The organism is Roseateles sp. 22389 (assembly GCF_052044995.1).
GTDB lineage: Bacteria > Pseudomonadota > Gammaproteobacteria > Burkholderiales > Burkholderiaceae_C > Roseateles.
In genome coordinates this window covers 241,440-263,778 of sequence record NZ_JBQEOF010000001.1, presented here as the reverse complement: position 1 = coordinate 263,778, position 22,339 = coordinate 241,440, and the positions used below count along the sequence as shown (strand labels likewise).

The following is a 22,339-nucleotide window of genomic DNA, read 5'->3' as shown; positions in this document are numbered from 1 at the left end:
CGGCGCGGGCGCGGCCCTCTGCCGACGTCGCCGGAGGCGGCGTTCAGCCGCCCAGCCATGCGCGCCGCAGGCTTTGCGCCCGTGCCGGCGCCTTCTCCAGCAGGCCCAGGCAGACCGGCCGCGCGGCGCTGTCCTGCGTGGGCAGCATCAGGGCGAGCGACAGCATGCGCTGGTCGCGCGCCACCAGCAGCTCCAGGCGCTGCGGATCGACGTGGTTGAGCGTCAGCGGCAGGTCATCGAGCTTGCGCACGCGCCAGTCGTTGCAGGCGACGATCTCGTCCCCGGCGCTCAGCCCGGCGGCCAGCGCGGCGCTGTCCAGCAGCACCTGCTTGACCGTCACGACGCCGTCGCTCTCCGACACCCGCAGCCCGAGCCGCTGCGCCAGCGTCGGCTTGTCCAGGCACCAGCGCACGCCCATGCGCTCGAGCAGTTGGGGCAGCGGCAGGTCGTCGGTGCCATGCACCCAGGTCGACAGCGTCTGCGCGATCGCCTCGCCGCCCAGGTCCGCGAGCTTGCCCAGGATGCGCGCCTCGTCGACCGGACCGCCGCCGCTGTCCTTCCACAGGCCGCGCATCAGGTCGTCCAGCGACGCCGGCTTGTCGCTCTTCTCCGCGCCGCGCAGCGACAGGTCCAGCGCCAGCGCCACCATCGCGCCCTTGGCGTAGTAGCTGACCACCGCGTTGGGCGTGTTCTCGTCCTGGCGGTAGTACTTGGTCCAGGCCTCGAAGCTGGAGCGCGCCACGCTGTGGTGCTTGCGTCCCGGCGCGCCCAGCACCTGGGTGAAGGTCTGCGCGATCAGCTTCAGGTAGCGGGCCTCGTCGATCAGGCCGGTGCGCACCAGGAAGAGGTCGTCGTAGTAGGAGGTGAAGCCCTCGAAGAACCACAGCAGCTCGGTGTAGTTCTCCTGCTCGTAGTCGTAGCGCTCGAACACGTCGGGGCGCAGCCGCTTGACGTTCCAGGTGTGGAAGTACTCGTGGCTGATCAGGCCCAGCAGCTTGACGTAGCCGTCGGACACCTCGGCCTGCCCCAGCCGCGGCAGGTCGCGTCGCGAGGCGATCAGCGCGGTGCTGGCGCGGTGCTCCAGGCCGCCATAGCCGTCGTCGGTGCAGTTGAGCAGGAAGACGTAGCGCGACATCGGCGGCTTGCCCTTGCCGCAGTGCCAGAAGGCGATCTGGGCCTCGCAGAGCTTCTGCGCGTCGCGCAGCAGCCGCTCGCCGTCGAACACCGGCAGCGCGCCGGCGACGACGAACTCATGCGGCACGCCGCCGGCGATGAACTCGCCGCGCCAGAACGGCCCCAGCTCGAAGGGGTGGTCGGCCAGTTCGTCGTAGTCGGCGGCCTCGAACTGCAGTGGCGCGCCCTCGATGGGGGCCATCGCCGTCGCCACCTCCCAGCCCGCCGGCAGGCCGGTCAGCTCGACGCGGTGCGGCAGCTGGTCCTTGCCGTGCGCTCGCAGGCACAGGCTGGTCGCGTTGAAGAAGCCGCGATGCGCGTCCAGGAAGGCGGCGCGCACCGAGGTGTCGAAGGCGTACACCGGGTAGCTGACGACCAGCGCGCCACGGCCGGCGCAGTCGAATTCCCAGCGGTTCTTCGCGGTCTGCGTGACGAGGACCTCGCGGTTGCCCTGGCGCGCGCTGACGGCGCCGAGGTGGCGGGAGAACTCCCGCACCAGGTAGCTGCCCGGAATCCAGACCGGCAGGCTGAGGGCCTGGCGCGGCTCGGGCGCCGGCACGGTGAGGGTGACCTCGAAACGGTGCGCATGCGGGTCGGCGACGGCGATGCGGTAGTGGATCGTGGGGCTTGCGGTCATGGGAACAGCCTACCAAGCCTGGGCCCGCCGCGGCATGCGGCTGGGCGGTTCTCGTTCAGGCGCCGATCAGGGTTTTCAGGTGCCCTGCGCGGCGATGAAGCAGCTCAGCGCGGCGATCGCGCTCAGCCGGAAACGCAGCGTCAGCCAGGCCGACGCGCCCAGCGACGGATAGAGCTTGCGGTCGGCGACATAACAGCCGATCAGCAGGAAGCCCTCGATCACCAGCCCGGCGTAGGGCGGCATCGTCGAGGCGATCCAGGCCAGCAGCGCCGGCACCACGCCCCAGATGAAGGGCGCCGGCGACGGGATGGTCTGGCGGAAGCCCAGGCCCCAGTGGATGGCGCCGAGGAAGCTGATCACGATGGCCGCGTAACGCGACAAGCCGTCGGTGACGTAGGGATGTGCGTCCGCGCGCACCAGCCAGACCAGCGCCGCGCCCAGGACGAAGGGGATGAGCCCGGCGTAGCCGAGCCGCAGGGCGATCGGGTTGACGGCGGCCGAGCCGGCGTGGGCCGGGGCGGTGTGGGCGGTGCGGTCGTTCATCGGATCAGGATTTCTTCGGGGTCTTGTCGGTCTTGTCCGGGGCCTGGACGGCCTGCAGGCGCTTCTCGAGCTGCTGCGGGCTGAGCGCGCCCGGCGCGCGGGTGCCGTCCTCGAAGAGGATCGCCGGCGTGCCGGTCACGCGGATCTTCTGGCTCAGCGCCAGGTTGCGATCGATCGCGGCGACGTCGCACGCGGCCTCGGCCTTGGGCAGCGCATCGCCGTCGATCATCCAGTTGCGCCAGGCCAGCGTGTTGTCCTTGGCGCACCAGGCGGCCCGCGACTTCTCGGGCGAGTCGCCGCCCAGGATCGGGATCACGAAGGTGTAGACGGTGATGTTGTCCACCTCCTGCAGCGACTTCTCGAAGCGCTTGCAGTAGCCGCAGTTCGGATCGGCGAAGACCGCGATGCGGCGCTTGCCGTCGCCCTTCTTCCAGACGATCGCGTCCTTGAGCGGCAGCGAGGCGAAGTCGACCGACGACAGCTTCTCCAGGCGCTCCTGCGTCACGTTGCGGCGGTTCTTGAGGTCGAGGATGTCGCCCTCGATCAGGTACTGGCCGCTCGCGTCGCTGTAGCGGATCTCGTTGCCGATGCGCACCTCCCACAGCCCGGCGATCGGGCTGGGGCGGACCTCGTCGATCTTGATCTCCTTGGGCATCGCCGCGGCGAGGTTCTTGCGGATGGTGTCCTCGTTGGCCTGGGCCGAGCAGCCGGACAGGCCGAGCACCGCGAGCGCGGCGGCCAGTGCCAGCGACTGGCGGGAGATCGGGAAGGTCGTGAACTTCATGGGGGACTTTCGAAGACGGTCGGGAGGCGGCGCGGGCGTGTCAATGGCCAAGCGCGCGGGCGGTGAGCCACTTCTTGAGCGGGCCGGCGCGGTCGACCAGGCGCAGGCCCTCGTTGCGGAGCCGGGCGATCACCGGCGCCTGGCTGGCGAAGCCGCGCAGCAGGCCGTCGGTGAGCTCGCCCATCGCCCAGGTCGGCGCGACGCGGGCCCGGGCGTAGCGGCGCAGCAGCTTCTCGTCGCCGAGGCTGCGCCAGGATTCACGCCGGGCGATCACGTCGACCAGCGCCTCGACATCGGCCAGGCCCAGGTTCAGGCCCTGGCCGGCCAGCGGATGGACGAGATGCGCGGCATCGCCAAGCAGCACCCAGCCCGGTCCGCACAGCCGGTCGGCCCGGCACAGCTGCAGCGGCCAGGCCTGGCGGTCACCGGCCAGGCGCAGCGTGCCCGCGGCGCCGCCGGTGGCTTCCAGCAGGGCGGATTCGAATTCGGCCGCGCCCGCGGCGAGCAGCCGGCGGGCCTCCTCGTGGGGCAGCGACCAGACCAGGCCGTAGCCATGGCCGGGTTCGGGCCGGTCGAAGGGCAGCAACGCCAGCACGTCCGGCGAGCGGAACCACTGCCAGGCCTGCCCCTGGTGCGGCTTGCTGGCGACCAGCCGAGCGGCGACGCCCAGGTGGCCGTAGTCGTGGCGCTCGTAATGGACGCCGAATTCCTCGGCGGCACCGGTGTCGCGGCCTTCGCACAGCGCCTGCAGCGTGGCGGGCACCGCCTCGGTGACGCGCTGTACGTGCGGGGCGAAGCGCAGCGCGGCATCGAGCTGGTCCTCCAGCGCGGCCGCGTCGACGATGTGGGCGAGCTCGCCGGCGCCCTGCTGCCAGGCGCTGAAGTGCAGTTCGGCGCCCGCGCGGTCGCCGTGGATGCGCATGTCGTGGACCGGAGTGCGGGCGTCCTCGGCCAGGCCTTCCCAGACGCGCAGGCGGCTGAGCAGCGCGACCGACGCCGCATTCAGCGCATAGGCGCGCACATCGGCGGAGGACCGCGGGGCGGTCGGCCGGGCCAGCAGTGCCACGCGCAGGCCGCGGGCGCCCAGCGCCAGCGCCAGGCTGCGGCCGACGCAGCCACTGCCGCGAACCAGGACGTCGAACTTTTCCATGGGCCGGGATTGTAGGCAGCGGGACGGCCCCGATCGTCGGCAATGGCTGAGCGGGCGTCGGCTGCGGACTGGCGGCTTGACTAAAATGGCGGTTTCGCCCGCGCGCGTCGCCGCAGGCCCGAACAGCATTTCCCCCGAAAGCCAACCATGAGCCTCAAATGCGGCATCGTGGGCCTGCCCAACGTCGGCAAGTCCACCCTCTTCAACGCGCTGACCAAGGCCGGCATCGCCGCCGAGAACTATCCCTTCTGCACGATCGAGCCCAACGTCGGCATCGTCGAGCTGCCGGACCCGCGCCTGCAGAAGCTGGCCGAGATCGTCAAGCCCGAGCGCATCGTGCCGGCGATCGTCGAGTTCGTGGACATCGCGGGTCTGGTGGCAGGCGCGTCCAAGGGCGAAGGCCTGGGCAACCAGTTCCTCTCGCACATCCGCGAGACCGACGCGATCGTCAACGTGGTGCGCTGCTTCGAGGATCCCAACGTGATCCACGTCAACGGCAAGGTCGATCCGATCTCGGACATCGAGGTGATCCAGACCGAGCTGTGCCTGGCGGACCTGGGCACGGTGGAAAAGGGCCTGCAGCGCGCGCAGAAGCTGGCCAAGGCCGGCGGCGACAAGGACGCGGCCCGCCTGGTGGAGGTGCTCAAGAAGTGCGAGGCGGCGCTGAACGAGGGCAAGCCGGTGCGCACGATCGACTTCAGCAAGGAAGAGCTGGTGGTGCTCAAGCCGCTGTGCCTGATCACGGCCAAGCCGGCGATGTTCGTGGGCAACGTGGCGGAGGACGGTTTCGAGAACAACCCCTTCCTCGACCGCCTGAAGGAATACGCGGCGGCGCAGAACGGCCCGGTGGTGGCGATCTGCGCGAAGACCGAGGCCGAGCTGTCGGAGATGGAGGACGAGGACCGCGCGCTGTTCCTGGCCGAGATGGGTCAGGACGAGCCGGGCCTGAACCGCCTGATCCGCGCGGGCTTCAAGCTGCTGGGCCTGCAGACCTACTTCACGGCCGGCGTGAAGGAAGTGCGGGCCTGGACCATCCACGTCGGCGACACCGCGCCGCAGGCCGCGGGCGTGATCCACACCGACTTCGAGCGCGGCTTCATCCGCGCGCAGACGATCGGCTTCGACGACTACATCCAGTTCAAGGGCGAACAGGGTGCCAAGGACGCGGGCAAGATGCGGGCGGAAGGCAAGGAGTACGTGGTCAAGGATGGCGACGTGCTGAACTTCCTGTTCAACGTCTGACCGGGCGACGAGCCAGCGCCGCGCTCACGCCGCCCGGCCCCTCCTGCACGCCGACGGCGACATCCCGAACGCCGCCCGGAACAGCTTGCTGAAGTGGCTCGGGTCCTCGAAGCCCCAGTGCCGGGCGATCTCGGAGACATGGCGGACCGCCAGCGTGCTGCTTTCCAGGTCGCGCCGGCACATCGCCAGGCGCCGGCCGCGGATATGGGCGCCGACCGTCGTGCCCTGCTGCTCGAACAGCTTGTGGACATTGCGATCGGTCATGCGGAAGGTCCGGGCCAGTTGACCCACGCCCAGCGCCGGATCGGTCAGGTGCCGCTCGATGTGCCGCTTCATCTGCTCGAGCACCACCTGCCGCAGCCGGGGCGGCGGTAGCGCGTCCTGGGCGCCCAGCGACAGGCACAGCAGGTCCAGCGTCCCGTCCAGCACCGCGCCATGGCTCGCCGACGGCAGGTCGGCGAAGCGCGCGATCAGCGCCTGCAGGTGGTCCACGAAGAGGCCGCCCAGGCCCGAGCGACCATCGATCGGCCGCCCCACCAGGTCGCGCACGCGGGGCATGCGCCGCAGCAGGTCCTCTTCCGGAATCAGCAGCGACATCTGGCGCAGGTGCTCGCCGGTCGCGAAGGACAGCGGCCGCGCGCTGTCCCAGAGCGTGAACATGCCGGGCTGGAGCAGCAGTTCCTGCCCGTCGTGGAAGCTCAGCGCCTCCGTGCCCTGCGCCGCCAGCACCACCGTCAGACAGTGACCCTGGCCGTCCTGCGCGATCTGGGCACGGCCGCGCCGGCCGCTCACCCGCGCCGGCGCCGTGCAGTCGGTCAGCCGCAGCCCACCGACGCGGTGCTGGCGCATGAACGCGGGAAAGGCCTCGCAGCCGATGTCCGGGATGTCCCAGCGCAGGTGGGCATCGACGATGAGCTCGCGCCAGGCCTCGAATTGGCGCTTCGGCGCCAAGGTGTCGGCGGACCAGTACTCGGTGGTGGGGGGTGCTCGTTCCGTGTCCGGGAAGGCGCTCATGGCGGTGGCGCCGGCGCAACGCCGGCTGGTGCGGGAGCGAACGAGGTGTGGTCGGCGGGCGATCGGCCCCTCGCTTCGTGTCCCCGGCGACCCGCGCCTGGCACACATTGGCAAGGTTCCTTCACCAACCGCGTCCCTCTTTCATGTTGCACTCCGTGTTCCATCCCCGAAATCTCGTCGCGCTGCTGTGCGCCTCGTCCTGCCTCGTCCTGAGCGCTTGCGGCGGCGGCGACGACAACGACACCGTCCAGCCGGCCGACGCACCCCTGCCCACGAAGCTCGGCAATTGTTTTGACGTCACGCCCGGCACCGCGTTCACGATGAGCAACGGCGACCGGATGCTGGCGACGCAGGAAGCCTTCGAAGGCGCGACCCGCAACGCCCTGGTGCTGATGCTCGGCAACAGCACCACGCGACGTTCGTTCGTGGATTATTGGTCGCGAGATTCGTCAGGCGTACGTTTCTGGGGCCAGCAGGAGTATCAAGATGATGCGGGCAACACCGTCTCGTCCAAGACGGTGTCCTCGGCCGGACAGACGCTGCCGCTGTCGCTGCAGCTGGGTCAATCGGTCACGCTGAACTACGTCGAGACCACCACCGCGGACGGCCAGACCTCGACCCGGAACCTCCAGGAAACCTGGACCTTCACCAGCTTGGCCTCGCAGACGCTGGGCGGCAAGCAGTTCGTCGACATGTGCCGCATCGACATCGCCGACGCCGACGGCAGCGCGAGCCAGTGGTGGGCCAAGGGCTTCGGCGTCGTCCGCTACGAGATCAAGAACCTGCAGGGCACGGTGATCGACTCGGCCCAGCTGGATGCCATCACGGCGCAGCCCTGATCCGCGGCCCTGATCCGCGGCCCGGATCCCGCCGGCCCCCTCGCCTCGGTGGGGTGGCCGGCTTTCCCGTGACAGGCTCCCCGGCGGCGGGCAAGTCTGCGTGTCGGCATGCGCACAGCGGCGCTACGCTGGTGCCCATGACCGAAGCGCCTTCTTCCACGAACGTCGCCGCCGCTCCCGGTCCTCATGCGCCGGAGGATCCGCCGCCGCGGCGCTCGCTGGCGCGGCTCGCGGCGCTGAATGCCGCCCTCGCGCTGGCCTACGCCGTCCTCGGCGTGCTGGCGCTGCGGCTGATCCTGCCACCCGACTTCGTCTCGCCCATTTATCCCGCCACGGGCCTCGCGGTCGCCGCGACGCTGCGCTGGGGACGGGCCGTGCTGCCGGGCATCGCGCTGGGCGGCGCGGCCGTCAGCCTCGCCTTCGGCATGGAACGTGGCCACCTCGACCTGCTGCAGCCCTTGCTGGTCGCCGTCGGCGGCGCGCTGCAGGCCTGGCTGGGCGCGGCGCTGGCCCGGCGCTGGACCGGCCCCCATCCGCCGCTGTGCGAGCCCGCCGAGCTGCTGCGCTTCCTCGCCGCGACCGCCGGCGTCGCCTGCCTCGTCGCGCCAAGCATCGGCGTCGCGGCGCTGTGGCTCACCGGCGCGATCGGGCCGTCGCAGGTCGCGTCGCACTGGCTGGCCTGGTGGATCGGCGATGCGATCGGCGTGCTGATCGGCGCACCGGTGTCGCTGGCGCTGTTCGGCCTGCCGCGCCGGCACTGGGCACCGCGCCGGCTCAGCGTGGCGCTGCCGCTGGCCGTCACCTGCGCGCTGCTGTTCGCCGCCAACCGGCACGTCGCCGACAACGAGGAAGGTCGCCGCCGCCATGCCTTCGAGCTCGAGGCGACCAACGCGCTGAACACGCTGGCCGACACGCTGTCCATGCCGCTGACGGCGCTGGAGGCCAACCACAGCCTGCTGCTGGTGGCCCCGGACATCAGCCGCGCCGACTTCGAGCGCGCCCATGCCGAGCGCGCCCGCGCCGGCGGCGCGGTGCATGCGGTCGGCTGGGCGCCGCTGCTGCGGCCGCAGGAGGTGCCGGCGTTCGAGCGCGCGGCGCAGGCCGATGGCTACCTCAACTACCGCGTCTTCGAGCGCCGCCGGCCCGGCGACCTGCCGCCCGACCGCGACCAGCTGCTGCCCATCCGCCTGATCGCGCCGTATGGCCGCAATCGCGCGGCGATGGGCGCCAACATCCGCAGCATTCCGCAGGCGCGCGCAGCCCAGGACCGCGCCATCGCCACCGGCCAGCCGGCGGCCACCGAGAGCTTCCCGCTGTCGCAGGATGTCGGCGTGACCCTGATGGGCGTGGTGGTCTACCGCGCGCTGTACGAGGGCGGTTCGACCGAGCCGCGCGACGCCGCCGGACGACCGCGGCGCCCGCTCGGCGTGGCCTTCGCCACGCTGCGCCCGGAAGCGCTGCTGCGCGGCGCCCTGCCGGCCCGCGCCAGCCGGCTCGACTACTGCCTGCTCGATGCCACGCCCGGCGGCCAGCGCCCGCTGCTGGCCGGCGACGCGCGCTGCCTGCAGCTGCCCGCCGCGCTGCCGAGCCAGTCGCGCGAACTGGACTTCGCCGGCCGGGCCTGGCGCCTGGTCGTCTACAGCCCCACCGGCCTGCCGGCGCTCGAGGGCAGCGCCGCCCTGCCCTTCGCGATCGCCGGCCTCACCGGCACCGCGCTGCTGGGCCTGCTGCTGCTCACCATCACCGGCACCACGGCCCGCGTGGCGCGCCGCGTCGAAGAAGCCCGGCTGCGGCTGCGCGACAGCGAGGAGCGCTTCCGGACCATCGTCGAGCACGCGCCCATCGGCGTGGTGTCCTGCGACCTCCAGGCGCGGCCGCAGGAGATCAACCCCTATTTCTGCCAGCTGCTGGGCATGAGCGTCGAGCAACTGAAGGCGCGCTCGGTGATGGCGATCACCCACCCCGACGACCGGGCGGAGGACAGCCGGCTGGGCATGGCGCTGATCCGCGGCGAACTCGGCCGCTACAGCCGCATCAAGCGCTACATCGGCGCCCAGGGGCAGGTCATCACGGTACGCGCCACCGTCAGCCTGCTGCGCGATGCCCAGGGCCAGCCCTACCGGCTGCTGGGCGTCGTCGAGGACATCGGCGAGCAGTTGCGGCTGGCGGAACTGGAGCGCGTGCATGAGGCCGAGCTCGCCGCCAACCGCGCCAAGAACGAGTTCCTCTCGCGCATGAGCCACGAGCTGCGCACGCCGCTGAACGCGATGCTGGGATTCGCCCAGCTGCTCGAGGCGGACCACGACCCCATCCTCAGCCCCCGGCAGCGCGGCTGGCTGGCGCAGATCCAGCAGTCGGGCTGGCATCTGCTGCAGATGATCGACGACACGCTGGACCTGTCGCGGCTCGACGCCGGCCAGTTGCGCGTGCGGATCGAGCACCTCGACCTGGAGCCGATCGCGGCGGACAGCCTGGCGATGGTCGAGTCGCAGCGGCGGCGGCTGGGGGTGTCGATCGAGGTCGAACTGGACTCCGACGCCTGCGAGCTGCGCGCCGACGCCACCCGGCTCAAGCAGGTGCTGACCAACCTGCTCAGCAACGCGGTCAAGTACAACCGTCCCGGCGGGCAGGTGTGGCTCCGCGCCCGGCGGGTCGGAGACTCGATGGTCGAACTGAGCGTCGCCGACACCGGCCCCGGCCTGAGCGACGCCCAGAAGACGCAGCTCTTCCAGCCCTTCAACCGCCTGGGCCGGGAGGTCGGCGCCATCGAGGGCACCGGGATCGGGCTGGTCATCACGCAGCGCCTGCTCGCGCTGATGGACAGCCAGCTCCAGGTGGACAGCGCACCGGACAAGGGGGCCACTTTCAGCTTCCTGCTGCCGGTTTCTTCGGCAAATCAATGACTTAAGTCGGTCCTAAGACGGCAAGTCCACACTGATTTGAGCAGGTAGCCCTTCCCGGACTGACCTGTTTTTGGGAGCTTTAGCACTCGCCGCCCATGAGTGCTAATATCCCCAGCCATCGGGCCGGAAGACCGGCCCGAGACAGGAGAAACGAACACATGTCCAACAGCCTTGCATTGAAGGTGCGCGATCCCTGGTCCCTGGTGCCGTCGCTCGGCAACCTGGATGCGTACATCACGGCGATCAACCGCGTCCCGCTGCTGACGGCCGAGGAAGAAAAGGACTACGCCACGCGCCTGAAGGAAAAGGGCGACGTGGAAGCGGCCGGCCGGCTGGTGCTGTCGCACCTGCGCCTGGTGGTGTCGATCTCGCGCCAGTACCTGGGCTACGGGCTGCCGCAGGGCGACCTGATCCAGGAAGGCAACGTCGGCCTGATGAAGGCGGTCAAGCGCTTCGACCCGGACCAGAACGTGCGCCTGGTGTCGTACGCCATGCACTGGATCAAGGCCGAGATCCACGAGTACATCCTGAAGAACTGGCGCATGGTCAAGGTCGCGACGACCAAGGCGCAGCGCAAGCTGTTCTTCAACCTGCGCTCGATGAAGCATGCGCTGAAGGAAGGCGCCGAGAACCAGCAGCGCGCGTCGCTGACCGAAAGCGAGATCGCCCGCGTGGCGGAGGAGCTCAACGTCAAGCGCGAGGACGTGCTGGAGATGGAGACGCGCCTGTCCGGCGGCGACGTGGCCCTGGAGCCGCAGACCGACGATGACGGCGAGACCTTCGCGCCGATCGCCTACCTGGCGGACGACACGCAGGAACCGACCCGCGTGATCGAGTCGCGCTCCCGCGACCGCCTGGCCAGCGACGGCCTGCAGCAGGCGCTGGAGGTGCTGGATCCGCGCAGCCGCCGCATCGTCGAGGAGCGCTGGCTGAAGGTGAACGACGACGGCTCGGGCGGCATGACGCTGCATGAACTGGCCGCCGAATACGGCGTCTCCGCCGAGCGCATCCGCCAGATCGAGGTCGCGGCGATGAAGAAGATGCGCAAGGCGATGGTCGCCGAGACCGCCTGAGCCCTCCTGACGGCCGCCCGCTGGCGACCGTCGCCAGCACCACGAAGAAGGCCCCGCAATGCGGGGCCTTTCTCATTGCGGGGTGGCGCTCACTGGCCGGCGATCAGCGCCTTGATGTCCGACATCAGCGCCGTCGCCCCCGCGCCATACCGGGAGAACACCCGCACCCGCCCCTGCGGGTCGAACAGGAAGCTCGCGGCGGTGTGGTCCATCGTGTAGCTGTCGGGCGTCTTGCCGGGGACCTTGGCGTAGTAGATCTTGAACTCCTTGGCCACGTCCTTGAGCTGCTCGGGCGAGCCGCGCAGCGCGACGAAGCCCGGGTCGAAGCTCTCCAGGTAGGCCTTGAGCAGTTCCGGCTTGTCCCGCTCGGGGTCGACGGTGATGAACACGCCCTGCACCTTGTCGCCGTCGGCGCCCAGCGCCTTCTTCACCTGTGCCAGTTCGGCCAGCGTCGTCGGGCAGACGTCGGGGCACTGGGTGAAGCCGAAGAACACGACCACCACCTTGCCCTTGAAGTCCTCGAGGGTGCGCGTGCGGCCGTTCTGGTCCGGCAGGCTGAAGCCGCGCGCATAGGCCGCGCCGGTCAGGTCCACGCCCTGGAAGCTGGCCTTGGGCGCCGAGGAGAAACCCAGCTTGTCGCAGCCCGCCAGCAGCGCCGCGCCCACCGCGCCGAGCGCGCCCAGTCCGAGAAAACGTCGCGAGATCATCAGCACATCCGATCCGTAGGAAGGTCGCCAGCGCGCGCGTCCGCGGCTCAGCCGAGCCAGGGACTGAGGTAGTGATCCAGCAGCAGCGCGCCGAACAGCAGCGACAGGTGCAGGATCGAGAAGAGGAAGGTCTTGCGCGCCAGCGCCTCCGAATAGGCCTTCCAGAGCTTGAACGCGTGATGGCAGAACATCAGGCCGAGCACGATCGCCGCGGCCAAGTAGAGCCAGCCGCTCATGCCGGTGAGGAAGGGCAGCAGCGTCGCCGCGAACAGGATCCAGGTATAGAGGAAGATCTGCAGCCGCGTGAAGGCGTTGCCGTGCGTCACCGGCAGCATCGGCAGGCCGGCCTTGCGGTAGTCCTCGCTGCGGTACAGCGCCAGCGCCCAGAAGTGCGGCGGCGTCCACAGGAAGATGATCAGGCACATCAGCCAGGCCTCGGCGCCGAGCTCGCCGCGCATCGCGGCCCAGCCCAGCACCGGCGGCATCGCGCCCGAGGCGCCGCCGATCACGATGTTCTGCGGCGTCATCGGCTTGAGGATGACGGTGTAGACGATCGCGTAGCCGACGAAGGTGGCGAAGGTCAGCCACATCGTCAGCGGGTTCACCAGCAGGTACAGGATGGCCGAGCCCAGCGCGCACAGCCCGGCCGAGAACAGCAGCGTCTGGTTGCGGCTGAGCTCGCCGCGCGCGGTCGGGCGCCAGGCGGTGCGCTTCATCTTGGCATCGATGTGCTGCTCGATCAGGCAGTTGAAGGCCGCCGCGGCGCCCGCCACCAGCCAGATGCCGGCCGTGCCGGCGATCAGCCGCACCCACTCGTCGCCCTGCGGCAGCCCGGGGATCGCCAACGCCATGCCGATGACCGCGCAGAACACGATCAGCTGCACGACCTTGGGCTTGGTCAGTTGGTAGAACTGCCACCAGCGGGAGGGCATGGCGGCCTGCGTCGCGGAACTCATTTCGAACCCATCGTCAGGAGGCCGGCGCGCTGCGCCGCCGGCTCGATCACGGTCGACGATCTGCCGGCACGCAGCCGCGCCAGCAGGATCGCGCACATCAGCAGCAGCGCCGCGGCGCCGCCGGTATGGGCGAGCGCGGCCACCAGCGGCCAGCCCAGCACCACGTTGGACAGCCCGGAAGCCAGCTGCCATCCGCCCACCGCCAGCAGGCGGCGCGCCCAGCGGCGGCCTTCGCCGCCGGCGCCCTGGCCGCCCGGGCCGCTCTGCCCGTCCTGGCGCCACAGCGCCCAGGCCAGCGCCAGCAGCGCCGCGAACATCACCATCGCGCCGGCGCGATGCGCCAGGTGGATGGCGGTCAGCGCCTCGAAGGGCAACCAGTCGCCATGGGCGCCGCGTCCCAGTTCGCGCCACAGCGTGAAGCCGTGCTGGAAGTCGGTCGGCGGCAGCCATTGCCCCTGGCAGGTCGGGAAATCCTGGCAGGCCAGCACCGCATAGTTCGTGCTGACCCAGCCGCCCAGCGCCACCTGCGCGATCGCCAGGCCGGTGAAGGCCAGCACCGCCCGCCGCAGACCGGCCGGCCAGCGCAGCGGCTTGGGCGCGTAGGACTCCGCCTGCCAGGCCAGCAGCATCAGCAGGCCCAGCGCCAGCAGCAGGTGCAGGGTGACGATCGCCGGGAACAGCTTCATGGTCACGGTCCAGGCGCCGAAGAGCCCCTGCACCAGCACCCACGCGAGCGACAGCGTCGCCCACCAGGGCGAGGGCGTGGCCTCGCCGGTGCGGCGGCCGCGCCACCAGACCCACCAGCTCAGCCCGGCCAGCACGACCAGCAGGAAGCCGACTCCGCCCGCCATGTAGCGGTGCAACATCTCCATCCAGGCCTTGCCGTGCGTCACCGGGCCGGTGGGCATCGCCGTCTGCGCGGCGAGGATCTCGGCCTTCGCCCCGATCGGCGAGGCGCTGCCGTAGCAGCCCGGCCAGTCGGGGCAGCCCAGGCCGGAATCGGTCAGCCGCGTCAGCGCGCCGATCAGGATCAGGTCGAAGGTCAGGAAGGTCGCCAGCACCGTCAGCGCGCGCAGCCGCCGCGCGGCCGTGTCGCCGCGGTGGCGCCATTGCCACGCCAGCAGCGGCACCGCGCCAACGAGCGCGGCCATCGCCAGCAGCTCCAGCAGCGGCTCGAAATCGAAACCGATCGCCAATCCGTTCATGCGCGCGGGTCCTGTTCCTTGCGATCGTCAGCGGCCCGGCTTGTCCCAGCCGGCGTTGGCGCGCATCAGGCGCTCCAGGTCCTTCTTCACCGCGGACGGTTCCGGCGTCGCCGGCGTGCGCAGCATCCAGCGCCCCATCGGGTCGACCAGGAACAGGTGCTCGCCCATCCGGTGCCCGGGCGCGGCCATCAGCCAGGCCTCGATCCCCGCGCGCGGCGCGCGCAGCACCGTCGCCGGCGCGCCATGCGCGGTGAGCGCGTCGACCTGCGCCGGCGTCAGCGCGACGTCGTCCGGCACCAGCACCAGCTTGTCGAGCCGGTCGCGGTCCTTGCCGAGCATCTCGCGCAGCTGGCGCTGCATGAACAGCATGCGCTCGCAGCCCTCGTCGCAGGCGCGGTCCGGCACATAGGTCAGCAGCCACTGGCCGTGGAGCGAGGCGGCGGCCACCGGCGCGCCCTTCAGGTCGGTCAGCGCCAGCGAGGGCGGCAGGTCGCGCGTGGGCTGGATCAGGTCGCCGTAGGCGCGGCCGCGCAGGTCCAGCACGTAGAAGCTGAAGTAGGACGCGACCACCGGCGCGGCGCAGACCAGCAGCACCAGCCACAGCGTCCAGCGCGAGCGCTTGGGAGGGTCGAGGTCGGGCATCGGCACCGAGTGCACCGCCAGCGTCACCGGGCCGTCCGGCGGCAGCGGCGTGTCGACCGGCGCCGGGGCCGCGTCCTGGCCGTGCGCGCGGCCGTCGTGGCCGTCGTGGCCGCCATTGCGCTCGTCACGCATGGCGCTGCTCATCGGCGGATTCGTCGGCGCGGGCGGCTCGGCCAGCCCGATGGGGAGCGAGGACTTGGAACCAGACATAAAGACCCAGGATCAGCGCCGCGAGCGCAAACCATTGAAACGCGTATCCGTAATGCTTGTGGACGTCGACGGCCGGCGGTGGCCAGTGGCGGCGCAGGCCGTCCGCGCCATCTGCACCGTTCACGCCGCCCGCGCCTGGCGCGGCGCCCGTCGCCGCGTCCGGCTCCGTCTGGAGCAGCACCAGCGGCAGCAGCCGCAGGCCCGTCTCGGCCTGGAAGGCCGCGAGGTCGACATTCTGCCGGATCGGCCCCCCTTGCGCGTCCTGCCCCAGCGCATAGGCGCGCGATGCCGACAGCGCCAGCCGGCCGGCGATCCGCACATCGCCCGTGGGCGTGGCCACCGGCGGCAGCGCCTCGCGCCGCGCGGCGTTGCGGGGCGCCCAGCCGCGCTGGACCAGGATGGCCTCGTCGCGGCCGGCCAGTTTCAGCGGCGTCACGACGTAGAAGCCGGTGTGGCCGTCCATCACCCGGTTGTCGAGGTAGACCGTGTGCGCCACGTCCCAGCGCCCGGCAAGGTCGGCGCGACGATGCTCGAGCCCCGGCGCGGGCGGCTCGGCCGCGGACGGCAGCGCGGCGGTCGCCAGCGGTGCCTCCCGGGCGCGTTCGTCGATCGCCCGTTGCATCGCCTTTTTCTGGTCGGCGCGATCGAGTTGCCAGACCCCGAGCGCGAGCGCCGCCGCCACGCCGGCCAGCGTCGCGATCACCACGACGCCATGCCGCCTTCGGGGCCGGCCCGATGGCTGGGTCGGGTCGCGGTGGGAATAATCGTCCGCCATGAAAGTCATCGTCCTCATCGCGTTCATCGGCATCCTGGGCGCGCTGTTCTCCGCCGGCGTCCTGATGCTGCGCAAGCAGAAGGGCAAGGCCACCATGGCCCGCGCGCTGGCGGTGCGCGTCGGACTGTCAGTGGCGCTGTTCCTGTTCATCCTCTTCAGCGCCTGGATGGGCTGGATCCATCCGACCGGGCTGCCCCTTGGCAAGTGACCGGCAAGTGACCGGCAAGTGACCGGCAAATGACCGCGACAGGGGCCGCCCCGACGAAGTGATCCCGGGAAACACAAAGCGCCGCTTCGAGCGGCGCTTTGTCGTTCAGCGGCGGACCGCGCCGGTCCGCGCGATCACATCCAGTAGACGATGACGTACAGGCCCAGCCAGACCACGTCCACGAAGTGCCAGTACCAGGCCGCGCCCTCGAAGCCGAAGTGGCGCTCCGGCGTGAAGTGGCCCTTCATCAGCCGCAGCGTGATGAACAGCAGCATCAGCATGCCGACGAACACGTGGAAGCCGTGGAAGCCGGTCAGCATGAAGAAGGTCGAGCCGAAGATGCCCGAGCTCAGCTTCAGGTTCAGCTCCTGGTACGCATGCCAGTACTCGTAACCCTGGAAGCACAGGAACACGAAACCCAGCAGCACCGTCGCCCACATCCAGCCGATCGTCTTGGCGCGCTGGCCGGCGATCAGCGCATGGTGGGCGATCGTCAGCGTCACGCCGGAGGTCAGCAGCAGCGCGGTGTTGATCGTGGGAATCGGCCACGGGCCCATCGTCGAGAACGCGTCCACCGTGCCCGCCGGCGAGGCCGTCGCGCCGGCCGCCACGCTGGGCCACAGGCCGTTGAAGTCGGGCCACAGCAGCGCGTTGTCCAGGCTGCCCAGCGTCGGGATGCTGTAGCCGCGCGACCAGAACAGCGCCCCGAAGAACGCGGCGAAGAACATCACCTCCGAGAAGATGAACCAGCCCATGCTCCAGCGGAAGGACAGGTCGATCCGGTCGCTGTACTGGCCGCTCTCGCTCTCGTGGATCGCGTCGCCGAACCACTGCTTCAGCGTGAAGGCCCACCACAGCAGGCCGAACAGCAGCGACCACTTGCCCCAGTCGTGGCCGTTGACCCACTGCCCCGCGCCCAGGATCACCCAGAACAGGCCGAAGGCGGCCATCGCCGGGTGCCGGGACGGGCCGGGCACGAAGTAATAAGGCTGATTGCCATGAGTCGTCGTTGCCGACATGCGTTCTTCTCCTCGAACTCAGTTCTCAGTTCATTGCCGCACCGCTGCTTACCACCCAGCGGACCAGCAGGATCAATCCCAGCACGAACAGGACCGCCGCGAGCACCCCCGCCACGATCACGTGCAGCGGATTGAGCTGCGACACATCCTGCTCGTAGTCCGAGCCCTTCCTCACGCCGAAGAAGGACCAGGCCACCGCCCGCAGCGTGCCAAGGAAGGATCCTCGGCGCTGCATCGCCCGCTTCAGATCCTCGCCCGGCTTGAGCTCGTCGGCCATCGTCGTTTCCACCGTCCGGCGTTCAGGCGCTCAGGCGCCCGGCCGTCCCTTCGGATCCACCGGCGCCGCCGCCTGCGCCTTGCCCTTCCCCGCCACCTCGAAGAAGGTGTACGACAGCGTGATCGTGCGCACGTCCTTCGGGATCTTGGGGTCGATGACGAACACCACCGGCCATTCCTTCTGCTCGCCCGGCTTGAGCGTGTATTCGTTGAAGCAGAAGCACTCCAGCTTGTTGAAGTAGGGCGTCGCCTGCTTGGGCGCGTAGCTCGGGATCGCCTGCGCCGACATGGTCCGCTGCTGGATGTTCTGGAAGGTGTACATCACCGTCGTCAGCTCGCCCGGGTGGACCGTCAGGTGGCGCTTGGCCGGCTTGAAGTCCCAGGGGCCGCGGGCGTTGGCGTCGAACTCGATCGTGATCTGGCGGCTGTAGTCGATCTGCGTGTTCTTCACGTCCTCGGCGCGCACCGCATGCTGGCGCTCGGACAGCGACAGCACGTTGATGCCCAGCGCCGTGCAGATCGCGCGGTACATCGGCACCAGCGCATAACCGAAGCACGACATCACCGCCACCACGACCAGCAGCTTGCCGGTCATCCGCAGGTTCTCCCTGCGGATCCAGGCGGCGAGCTTGCTGGCGGGCGGGCTGCTCATGGCGATCTCGGGGCGGCCGGAGCCGGCGCGTTCAGGTCGCGCCGTACAACGCGATCTTGGCCACGAAGCCGATCGCGAAGACGGCGGCCACGCTGGCCAGGATCAGCGCCAGGCGCAGGTTGCTCTTGCGTTGCTCGGGCGTCGGTGCCATCGCTGCCACTCCTCCTTCGCGGCGCTCAGCCGATGATCCGGGTCGCGGTGACGTCCAGCTTGGGCGGCGTCTCGAAGGTGTGGAACGGCGCCGGCGACGGCACTTCCCACTCCAGGCCCTCGGCCGCTTCCCAGGGCTTCTGCGGCGCCTTGGCGCCCTTGCCCCGCATCATCGGGATCACGACGAAGACGAAGAAGTAGACCTGCATCAGCCCGAAGCCGAAGGCGCCGATGGAGGCCAGCGCGTTGAAGTCGGCGAACTGCATCGGATAGTCGGCATAACGACGGGGCATGCCGGCCAGGCCCAGGAAGTGCATCGGGAAGAAGGTCACGTTGAAGGTGATCAGCGAGCCCCAGAAGTGGATCTTGCCGCGCGTCTCCGAGTACATGACGCCGGTCCACTTCGGGCCCCAGTAGTAGACGCCGGCGAACAGCGCGTACAGCGAGCCCGCCACCAGCACGTAGTGGAAGTGGGCCACGACGTAGTAGGTGTCCTGGATCTGGATGTCGATCGGCGCCATCGCGCAGATCAGGCCGGTGAAGCCGCCCATCGTGAACACGAAGATGAAGCCCACCGCCCACAGCATCGGGGTCTCGAAGGTCATCGAGCCGCGCCACATCGTCGCCAGCCAGTTGAAGATCTTCACGCCGGTGGGCACCGCGATCAGCATGGTCGCGTACATGAAGAACAGTTGGCCCGTCACCGGCATGCCGGTGGCGAACATGTGGTGCGCCCACACGATGAAGGACAGGATCGCGATCGAGGCGGTCGCGTACACCATCGAGGCGTAGCCGAACAGCCGCTTGCGCGCGAAGGCCGGGACGATCTGGCTCACGATGCCGAAGGCCGGCAGGATCATGATGTAGACCTCGGGGTGGCCGAAGAACCAGAAGATGTGCTGGTACATCACCGGGTCGCCGCCGCCCGAGGGCGTGAAGAAGCTGGTGCCGAAGTGGCGGTCCGTCAGCGTCATCGTGATCGCGCCGGCCAGCACCGGCATCACCGCGATCAGCAGGTAGGCGGTGATCAGCCAGGTCCACGCGAACATCGGCATCTTCATCAGCGTCATGCCGGGGGCCCGCATGTTGAGGATGGTCACGATGATGTTGATCGAGCCCATGATCGAGGACGCGCCCAGGATGTGCATCGCGAAGATGCCGGCGTCCATCGACGGACCCATCTGCAGCGTCAGCGGCGCGTAGAGCGTCCAGCCCGCGGCGGGCGCGCCGCCGGGCATGAAGAACGAGCCCACCAGCATGAGGGCCGCGGGGATCATCAGCCAGAAGCTGAAGTTGTTCATCCGCGCGAAGGCCATGTCGGACGCGCCGATCTGCAGCGGGATCATCCAGTTCGCGAAACCGACGAAGGCCGGCATGATCGCGCCGAACACCATGATCAGCCCGTGCATGGTGGTGAACTGGTTGAACAGTTCCGGATTGAAGAACTGCAGGCCCGGCTGGAACAGCTCGGCGCGGATGCACAGCGCCAGGGTGCCGCCGATCATCAGCATCGTGAAGCTGAACAGCAGGTACAGCGTGCCGATGTCCTTGTGGTTGGTCGCGAAGACCCAGCGCCGCCAGCCCGTCGGGGCATGGTGGTCGTGGTGATCGTCATGGTCATGGGCATGACCGGTCGGGTGGTCGAGCACTGCACTCATGTCAAATCCTCGGTGGCTGCCCGTCCCCGGGGGACGGGCTGGCGTTCAAACGCGTTCCTGCGGTCGGTGGATCAGGCGGCGCGCCTCACTTGGCGCGCTCGGCCACGACTTCCGCGGGCTGGATCAACTGGCCGGTCTTGTTGGACCAGGCGTTCTTCGTGTAGGTCACGACGGCGGCGATCTCGCTGTCCTTCAGCACGCCCTTCCAGGCCGGCATCTGGCCCTTGCCGTTGAGCACCAGGTGCAGCTGCGCGGCGTGGTCCTCGGCCTTGACGATGGCCGAGCCGTCCAGCGCCGGGAACTGACCCGCGCCCTTGCCGTCGGCCTTGTGGCAGACCGCGCAGTTGGTGTCGAACAGCTTCTGGCCGCGGGCCATCAGCTCGTCCATCGTCCAGACCTTGCTGGGGTCGTCGGCCTTGGCGGCGATCTTCTTCATCTCGCCGTCGACCCACGCGGAATAGTCCTTGGCGCTGAGCACCTTGACGTGGATCGGCATGTAGGCGTGCTCCTTGCCGCAGAGCTCGGCGCACTGGCCGTAGAAGTCGCCGGTCTGCTCGGCCTTGAACCAGGTGTCGCGCACGTAGCCGGGGATCGCGTCCTGCTTGACGCCGAAGGCCGGCACCATCCAGGCGTGGATGACGTCGTCGGCCGTGGTGATGATGCGGACCTTCTTGCCCACCGGCACCACCAGCGGGTTGTCCACCTTGAGCAGGTAGTTGTCGACCGAGCCGGGGTGGCCGGAATCCGACAGCGCGCGGTGCGAGGCGTCCAGCGTCGAGACGAAGCCGATGCCCTCGCCCTCGCCCTTGAGGTAGTCGTAGCCCCACTTCCACTGGTAGCCGGTGGCCTTGATGGTGAGGTCGGAGTTGGTGGTGTCCTTCATCGCCACGACGACCTTGGTCGCGGGCAGCGCCATCAGGATGACGATGATGAAGGGCACGATGGTCCAGGCGATCTCGACCTTCACGCTCTCGTGGAAGTTCGCGGACACCGCGCCCTTGGACTTCCGGTGCTTGAAGATCGAATAGAACATGACCCCGAACACGGCGATGAAGATCGCCAGGCACAGGATCAGCATCATGTTGTGGAGCCACATCTGCTCATGCGCGATCTTGGTGACCGGCGGATGCAGGTTCAGCTGGTTGACGGCCGGACCTCCGGGGAGGTCGTTGACCGCCAAGGCGACCTGGCTGGCCAGCGCGGCCGTCAGGCCGAACGCGAGCTGGCTGCAGCGGCGCCCCAGTTGCACACAACTGTGTTCAATCGTCATGGTCGTCTCTTTATCCAGTCTTTCTCAAGCTCTTGTCACCCGGGTCTCCTCCAGGCGGCTTCGGCGCTCGAGCCCGCTTGTAGCGCGGGCTTCGGCGCCAAGCGGTGGCGGAAACCTACGGGGCCAGCAGACGTACTCCAGTCGGGCGCGGATTCTAGCCCACCCCTCTGGCGCACTATGACCGCCCCCAGAGGGCCGAACGGCCCAGGATTACCCTCAGACAGAGGGGCCCTCGCCCTCTGTCGCGACACCGTCACGCGAGCCCTAGCCGAGGCCGCGCGCGATGGGGGTCAGTGTTTGCCCGCGCCGCGGACCATGGCCCGCATCTGCTCGAGCGACACCTCGGTGGTGGCCGCGACCTTCACCTTCGGCTGGGGCTTGAACGCATGACCGTAGACCAGCTCGATGCTCAGCGACAGCCGGCCGTCGGCGCCGCGCAGCGACTCGAGCGCGCGCAGCAGCCGCGCGCGCCACGCCTTCGTGCGCAGACCGCGCGCGCGGGCCGGCGCGAGGTTGCCGCCGAGTGCGCGCAGATCGCGCAGCAGGTCCTCGGGCGAGCCCCAGGTCAGGCGCAGGTGCTCCTGGTCCATCACCGGATCGGCGAAGCCGGCGTGCACCAGCATGTCGCCCAGGTCGTGCATGTCGACCCAGTCCGGCGCCGGGACGCCCCAGCCCTCGCGCGCGAAGACCGGACGCAGCTCGATGAAGCTGTCCGGCCCCAGGCACGAGAACATCAGGCAGCCCTCGACCGCCAGGCCGGCCTGCCAGCGCTTCATCAGCGCCGGCTTGTCGGCTTCGGCATGCAGTTCCATGTTGGACCACGCCAGCTGCGCCGCGGCTGCGGGCGGCTCCGCGACCAGCTCCGTCGGCGCGCCGCCGCGCAGCTTGTCCATCACCGATTGCATGAAGCCGCGCTTGAGGCGCTGCTGCAGCAGCGCGCGGACCTCGGCATCGGGCTCGAGCCAGAGCTGCGTCGCTTGCGGATAGTGCTGGCGCAGGCCCGCGTCGCCGCCGCCGATGGAAGGGCGGCTCTGCAGCACGGCGGTGGGTTGCAGGCGGATCACCGGCAGCCGGTCCAGCATGCGCGTGGCGACCTCCTGGTGCAGCCAGGGCGCGTCCTCGGACGCGGCCAGGCGACGACGCTGCCGTTGCGCCGCGCCCGCATCGATCTGCTGTGTGCCCGGCGGCAAGGCCTCATCTCCAGTCATGGGGCGCGATTGTAGGTGGGCATGCTTGACCCGATCCGGCGCCGG

General features: G+C 69.7%; 22 protein-coding genes. 5 read left to right on the top strand and 17 right to left on the bottom strand.

From position 1 onward, the window contains the following. Positions 1 to 43 precede the first annotated feature (43 nt). The 4 genes from ACTJKJ_RS01155 to ACTJKJ_RS01140 form a co-directional block, all read right to left on the bottom strand. Positions 44 to 1,810, bottom strand: coding sequence for a M61 family metallopeptidase (locus ACTJKJ_RS01155; RefSeq protein WP_440819335.1), 1,767 nt, complete (start codon positions 1,808 to 1,810; stop codon positions 44 to 46). A gap of 75 nt (positions 1,811 to 1,885) precedes the next feature. Beyond that, entirely contained in the window at positions 1,886 to 2,353 is a 468-nt protein-coding gene (locus ACTJKJ_RS01150; protein WP_183482384.1) for a DUF3429 domain-containing protein, read from the bottom strand. Positions 2,354 to 2,357: 4 nt separating this feature from the next. Beyond that, complete coding sequence (locus ACTJKJ_RS01145; RefSeq protein ID WP_440819334.1) at positions 2,358 to 3,137, bottom strand: DsbC family protein; 780 nt, start codon at positions 3,135 to 3,137, stop codon at positions 2,358 to 2,360. A gap of 40 nt (positions 3,138 to 3,177) precedes the next feature. After that, positions 3,178 to 4,287 (bottom strand): FAD-dependent monooxygenase, encoded by a 1,110-nt coding sequence (locus ACTJKJ_RS01140; RefSeq protein WP_440819333.1) that lies wholly within the window; start codon positions 4,285 to 4,287, stop codon positions 3,178 to 3,180. A 147-nt stretch (positions 4,288 to 4,434) separates the two neighbouring features. Here ACTJKJ_RS01140 and ychF point away from each other — a divergent pair, with 147 nt between their 5' ends. Then, positions 4,435 to 5,529 carry a redox-regulated ATPase YchF gene (gene ychF, locus ACTJKJ_RS01135; RefSeq protein ID WP_091726829.1) on the top strand — a complete coding sequence of 365 codons (1,095 nt, stop codon included), beginning with the start codon at positions 4,435 to 4,437 and terminating at the stop codon, positions 5,527 to 5,529. Between the two features lie 24 nt (positions 5,530 to 5,553). Here the strand turns inward: ychF and ACTJKJ_RS01130 are convergent, their stop codons facing one another. Beyond that, positions 5,554 to 6,543, bottom strand: coding sequence for a helix-turn-helix domain-containing protein (locus tag ACTJKJ_RS01130; protein WP_440819332.1), 990 nt, complete (start codon positions 6,541 to 6,543; stop codon positions 5,554 to 5,556). A 143-nt stretch (positions 6,544 to 6,686) separates the two neighbouring features. Here ACTJKJ_RS01130 and ACTJKJ_RS01125 point away from each other — a divergent pair, with 143 nt between their 5' ends. From ACTJKJ_RS01125 to rpoH, 3 genes are all read left to right on the top strand, one after another. Beyond that, entirely contained in the window at positions 6,687 to 7,382 is a 696-nt protein-coding gene (locus ACTJKJ_RS01125; RefSeq protein ID WP_440819331.1) for a hypothetical protein, read from the top strand. A gap of 137 nt (positions 7,383 to 7,519) precedes the next feature. Further along, on the top strand, positions 7,520 to 10,285 hold the full coding sequence (locus ACTJKJ_RS01120; protein ID WP_440819330.1) for a CHASE domain-containing protein: 2,766 nt from the start codon (positions 7,520 to 7,522) through the stop codon (positions 10,283 to 10,285). Positions 10,286 to 10,443: 158 nt separating this feature from the next. After that, the gene (gene rpoH / locus ACTJKJ_RS01115) at positions 10,444 to 11,358 is read left to right on the top strand and encodes an RNA polymerase sigma factor RpoH (RefSeq protein WP_091726835.1); all 915 of its coding nucleotides are present in this window, start codon (positions 10,444 to 10,446) and stop codon (positions 11,356 to 11,358) included. Positions 11,359 to 11,447: 89 nt separating this feature from the next. Here the strand turns inward: rpoH and ACTJKJ_RS01110 are convergent, their stop codons facing one another. From ACTJKJ_RS01110 to ACTJKJ_RS01090, 5 genes are read right to left on the bottom strand one after another with little or no spacing between them, the layout of a single operon-like run. After that, positions 11,448 to 12,065: an SCO family protein gene (locus ACTJKJ_RS01110; RefSeq protein WP_091731470.1), complete on the bottom strand. Its 618-nt coding sequence runs from the start codon at positions 12,063 to 12,065 to the stop codon at positions 11,448 to 11,450. 47 nt (positions 12,066 to 12,112) lie between these two features. Beyond that, positions 12,113 to 13,021 carry a heme o synthase gene (gene cyoE, locus ACTJKJ_RS01105; RefSeq protein WP_091726838.1) on the bottom strand — a complete coding sequence of 303 codons (909 nt, stop codon included), beginning with the start codon at positions 13,019 to 13,021 and terminating at the stop codon, positions 12,113 to 12,115. Further along, complete coding sequence (locus ACTJKJ_RS01100; protein WP_440819329.1) at positions 13,018 to 14,226, bottom strand: COX15/CtaA family protein; 1,209 nt, start codon at positions 14,224 to 14,226, stop codon at positions 13,018 to 13,020. The genes cyoE and ACTJKJ_RS01100 overlap by 4 nt, the downstream gene beginning before the upstream one ends. A gap of 27 nt (positions 14,227 to 14,253) precedes the next feature. Then, complete coding sequence (locus ACTJKJ_RS01095; RefSeq protein ID WP_440819328.1) at positions 14,254 to 15,012, bottom strand: SCO family protein; 759 nt, start codon at positions 15,010 to 15,012, stop codon at positions 14,254 to 14,256. Then, positions 14,993 to 15,781, bottom strand: coding sequence for an SURF1 family protein (locus tag ACTJKJ_RS01090; RefSeq protein WP_440819327.1), 789 nt, complete (start codon positions 15,779 to 15,781; stop codon positions 14,993 to 14,995). The genes ACTJKJ_RS01095 and ACTJKJ_RS01090 overlap by 20 nt, the downstream gene beginning before the upstream one ends. A gap of 70 nt (positions 15,782 to 15,851) precedes the next feature. On the opposite strand from ACTJKJ_RS01090, the gene ACTJKJ_RS01085 reads away from it, so the two are divergent. Beyond that, a complete protein-coding gene (locus ACTJKJ_RS01085) occupies positions 15,852 to 16,061 on the top strand; it encodes a DUF2909 domain-containing protein (RefSeq protein ID WP_091726850.1) in 210 nt (69 codons plus the stop codon). A 134-nt stretch (positions 16,062 to 16,195) separates the two neighbouring features. Here ACTJKJ_RS01085 and ACTJKJ_RS01080 read toward each other — a convergent pair whose 3' ends face one another. From ACTJKJ_RS01080 to ACTJKJ_RS01050, 7 genes are all read right to left on the bottom strand, one after another. Further along, a complete protein-coding gene (locus ACTJKJ_RS01080) occupies positions 16,196 to 17,080 on the bottom strand; it encodes a cytochrome c oxidase subunit 3 (RefSeq protein ID WP_343603818.1) in 885 nt (294 codons plus the stop codon). Between the two features lie 25 nt (positions 17,081 to 17,105). After that, positions 17,106 to 17,357 (bottom strand): DUF2970 domain-containing protein, encoded by a 252-nt coding sequence (locus ACTJKJ_RS01075; protein ID WP_091726857.1) that lies wholly within the window; start codon positions 17,355 to 17,357, stop codon positions 17,106 to 17,108. A 30-nt stretch (positions 17,358 to 17,387) separates the two neighbouring features. Then, positions 17,388 to 18,008, bottom strand: a complete 621-nt coding sequence (locus ACTJKJ_RS01070) for a cytochrome c oxidase assembly protein (protein ID WP_091726861.1) — start codon at positions 18,006 to 18,008, stop codon at positions 17,388 to 17,390. A 31-nt stretch (positions 18,009 to 18,039) separates the two neighbouring features. Continuing rightward, positions 18,040 to 18,159 (bottom strand): cytochrome oxidase small assembly protein, encoded by a 120-nt coding sequence (locus tag ACTJKJ_RS01065; RefSeq protein ID WP_217648442.1) that lies wholly within the window; start codon positions 18,157 to 18,159, stop codon positions 18,040 to 18,042. Positions 18,160 to 18,184: 25 nt separating this feature from the next. Beyond that, positions 18,185 to 19,816: a cytochrome c oxidase subunit I gene (gene ctaD / locus ACTJKJ_RS01060; protein WP_091726864.1), complete on the bottom strand. Its 1,632-nt coding sequence runs from the start codon at positions 19,814 to 19,816 to the stop codon at positions 18,185 to 18,187. An 85-nt stretch (positions 19,817 to 19,901) separates the two neighbouring features. Next, a complete protein-coding gene (gene coxB, locus ACTJKJ_RS01055) occupies positions 19,902 to 21,086 on the bottom strand; it encodes a cytochrome c oxidase subunit II (RefSeq protein WP_440819326.1) in 1,185 nt (394 codons plus the stop codon). Between the two features lie 290 nt (positions 21,087 to 21,376). Then, the gene (locus ACTJKJ_RS01050) at positions 21,377 to 22,294 is read right to left on the bottom strand and encodes a biotin synthase (protein WP_255511730.1); all 918 of its coding nucleotides are present in this window, start codon (positions 22,292 to 22,294) and stop codon (positions 21,377 to 21,379) included. Positions 22,295 to 22,339: the final 45 nt, after the last annotated feature.

Excerpts from the sequence above, each read along its gene's own strand:
- ACTJKJ_RS01125 (WP_440819331.1), top strand. The coding sequence starts at position 6,687 with ATGTTGCACTCCGTGTTCCATCCCCGAAATCTCGTCGCGCTGCTGTGC.
- coxB (WP_440819326.1), bottom strand. The coding sequence starts at position 21,086 with ATGACGATTGAACACAGTTGTGTGCAACTGGGGCGCCGCTGCAGCCAG.
- ctaD (WP_091726864.1), bottom strand. The coding sequence starts at position 19,816 with ATGAGTGCAGTGCTCGACCACCCGACCGGTCATGCCCATGACCATGAC.
- ACTJKJ_RS01085 (WP_091726850.1), top strand. The coding sequence starts at position 15,852 with ATGAAAGTCATCGTCCTCATCGCGTTCATCGGCATCCTGGGCGCGCTG.
- ACTJKJ_RS01080 (WP_343603818.1), bottom strand. The coding sequence starts at position 17,080 with ATGTCGGCAACGACGACTCATGGCAATCAGCCTTATTACTTCGTGCCC.
- rpoH (WP_091726835.1), top strand. The coding sequence starts at position 10,444 with ATGTCCAACAGCCTTGCATTGAAGGTGCGCGATCCCTGGTCCCTGGTG.
- ACTJKJ_RS01145 (WP_440819334.1), bottom strand. The coding sequence starts at position 3,137 with ATGAAGTTCACGACCTTCCCGATCTCCCGCCAGTCGCTGGCACTGGCC.
- ACTJKJ_RS01140 (WP_440819333.1), bottom strand. The coding sequence starts at position 4,287 with ATGGAAAAGTTCGACGTCCTGGTTCGCGGCAGTGGCTGCGTCGGCCGC.
- ACTJKJ_RS01070 (WP_091726861.1), bottom strand. The coding sequence starts at position 18,008 with ATGAGCAGCCCGCCCGCCAGCAAGCTCGCCGCCTGGATCCGCAGGGAG.
- ACTJKJ_RS01050 (WP_255511730.1), bottom strand. The coding sequence starts at position 22,294 with ATGACTGGAGATGAGGCCTTGCCGCCGGGCACACAGCAGATCGATGCG.
- ACTJKJ_RS01130 (WP_440819332.1), bottom strand. The coding sequence starts at position 6,543 with ATGAGCGCCTTCCCGGACACGGAACGAGCACCCCCCACCACCGAGTAC.
- ACTJKJ_RS01120 (WP_440819330.1), top strand. The coding sequence starts at position 7,520 with ATGACCGAAGCGCCTTCTTCCACGAACGTCGCCGCCGCTCCCGGTCCT.
- cyoE (WP_091726838.1), bottom strand. The coding sequence starts at position 13,021 with ATGAGTTCCGCGACGCAGGCCGCCATGCCCTCCCGCTGGTGGCAGTTC.
- ACTJKJ_RS01150 (WP_183482384.1), bottom strand. The coding sequence starts at position 2,353 with ATGAACGACCGCACCGCCCACACCGCCCCGGCCCACGCCGGCTCGGCC.
- ACTJKJ_RS01110 (WP_091731470.1), bottom strand. The coding sequence starts at position 12,065 with ATGATCTCGCGACGTTTTCTCGGACTGGGCGCGCTCGGCGCGGTGGGC.
- ychF (WP_091726829.1), top strand. The coding sequence starts at position 4,435 with ATGAGCCTCAAATGCGGCATCGTGGGCCTGCCCAACGTCGGCAAGTCC.
- ACTJKJ_RS01075 (WP_091726857.1), bottom strand. The coding sequence starts at position 17,357 with ATGGCCGACGAGCTCAAGCCGGGCGAGGATCTGAAGCGGGCGATGCAG.
- ACTJKJ_RS01095 (WP_440819328.1), bottom strand. The coding sequence starts at position 15,012 with ATGAGCAGCGCCATGCGTGACGAGCGCAATGGCGGCCACGACGGCCAC.
- ACTJKJ_RS01100 (WP_440819329.1), bottom strand. The coding sequence starts at position 14,226 with ATGAACGGATTGGCGATCGGTTTCGATTTCGAGCCGCTGCTGGAGCTG.
- ACTJKJ_RS01155 (WP_440819335.1), bottom strand. The coding sequence starts at position 1,810 with ATGACCGCAAGCCCCACGATCCACTACCGCATCGCCGTCGCCGACCCG.
- ACTJKJ_RS01065 (WP_217648442.1), bottom strand. The coding sequence starts at position 18,159 with ATGGCACCGACGCCCGAGCAACGCAAGAGCAACCTGCGCCTGGCGCTG.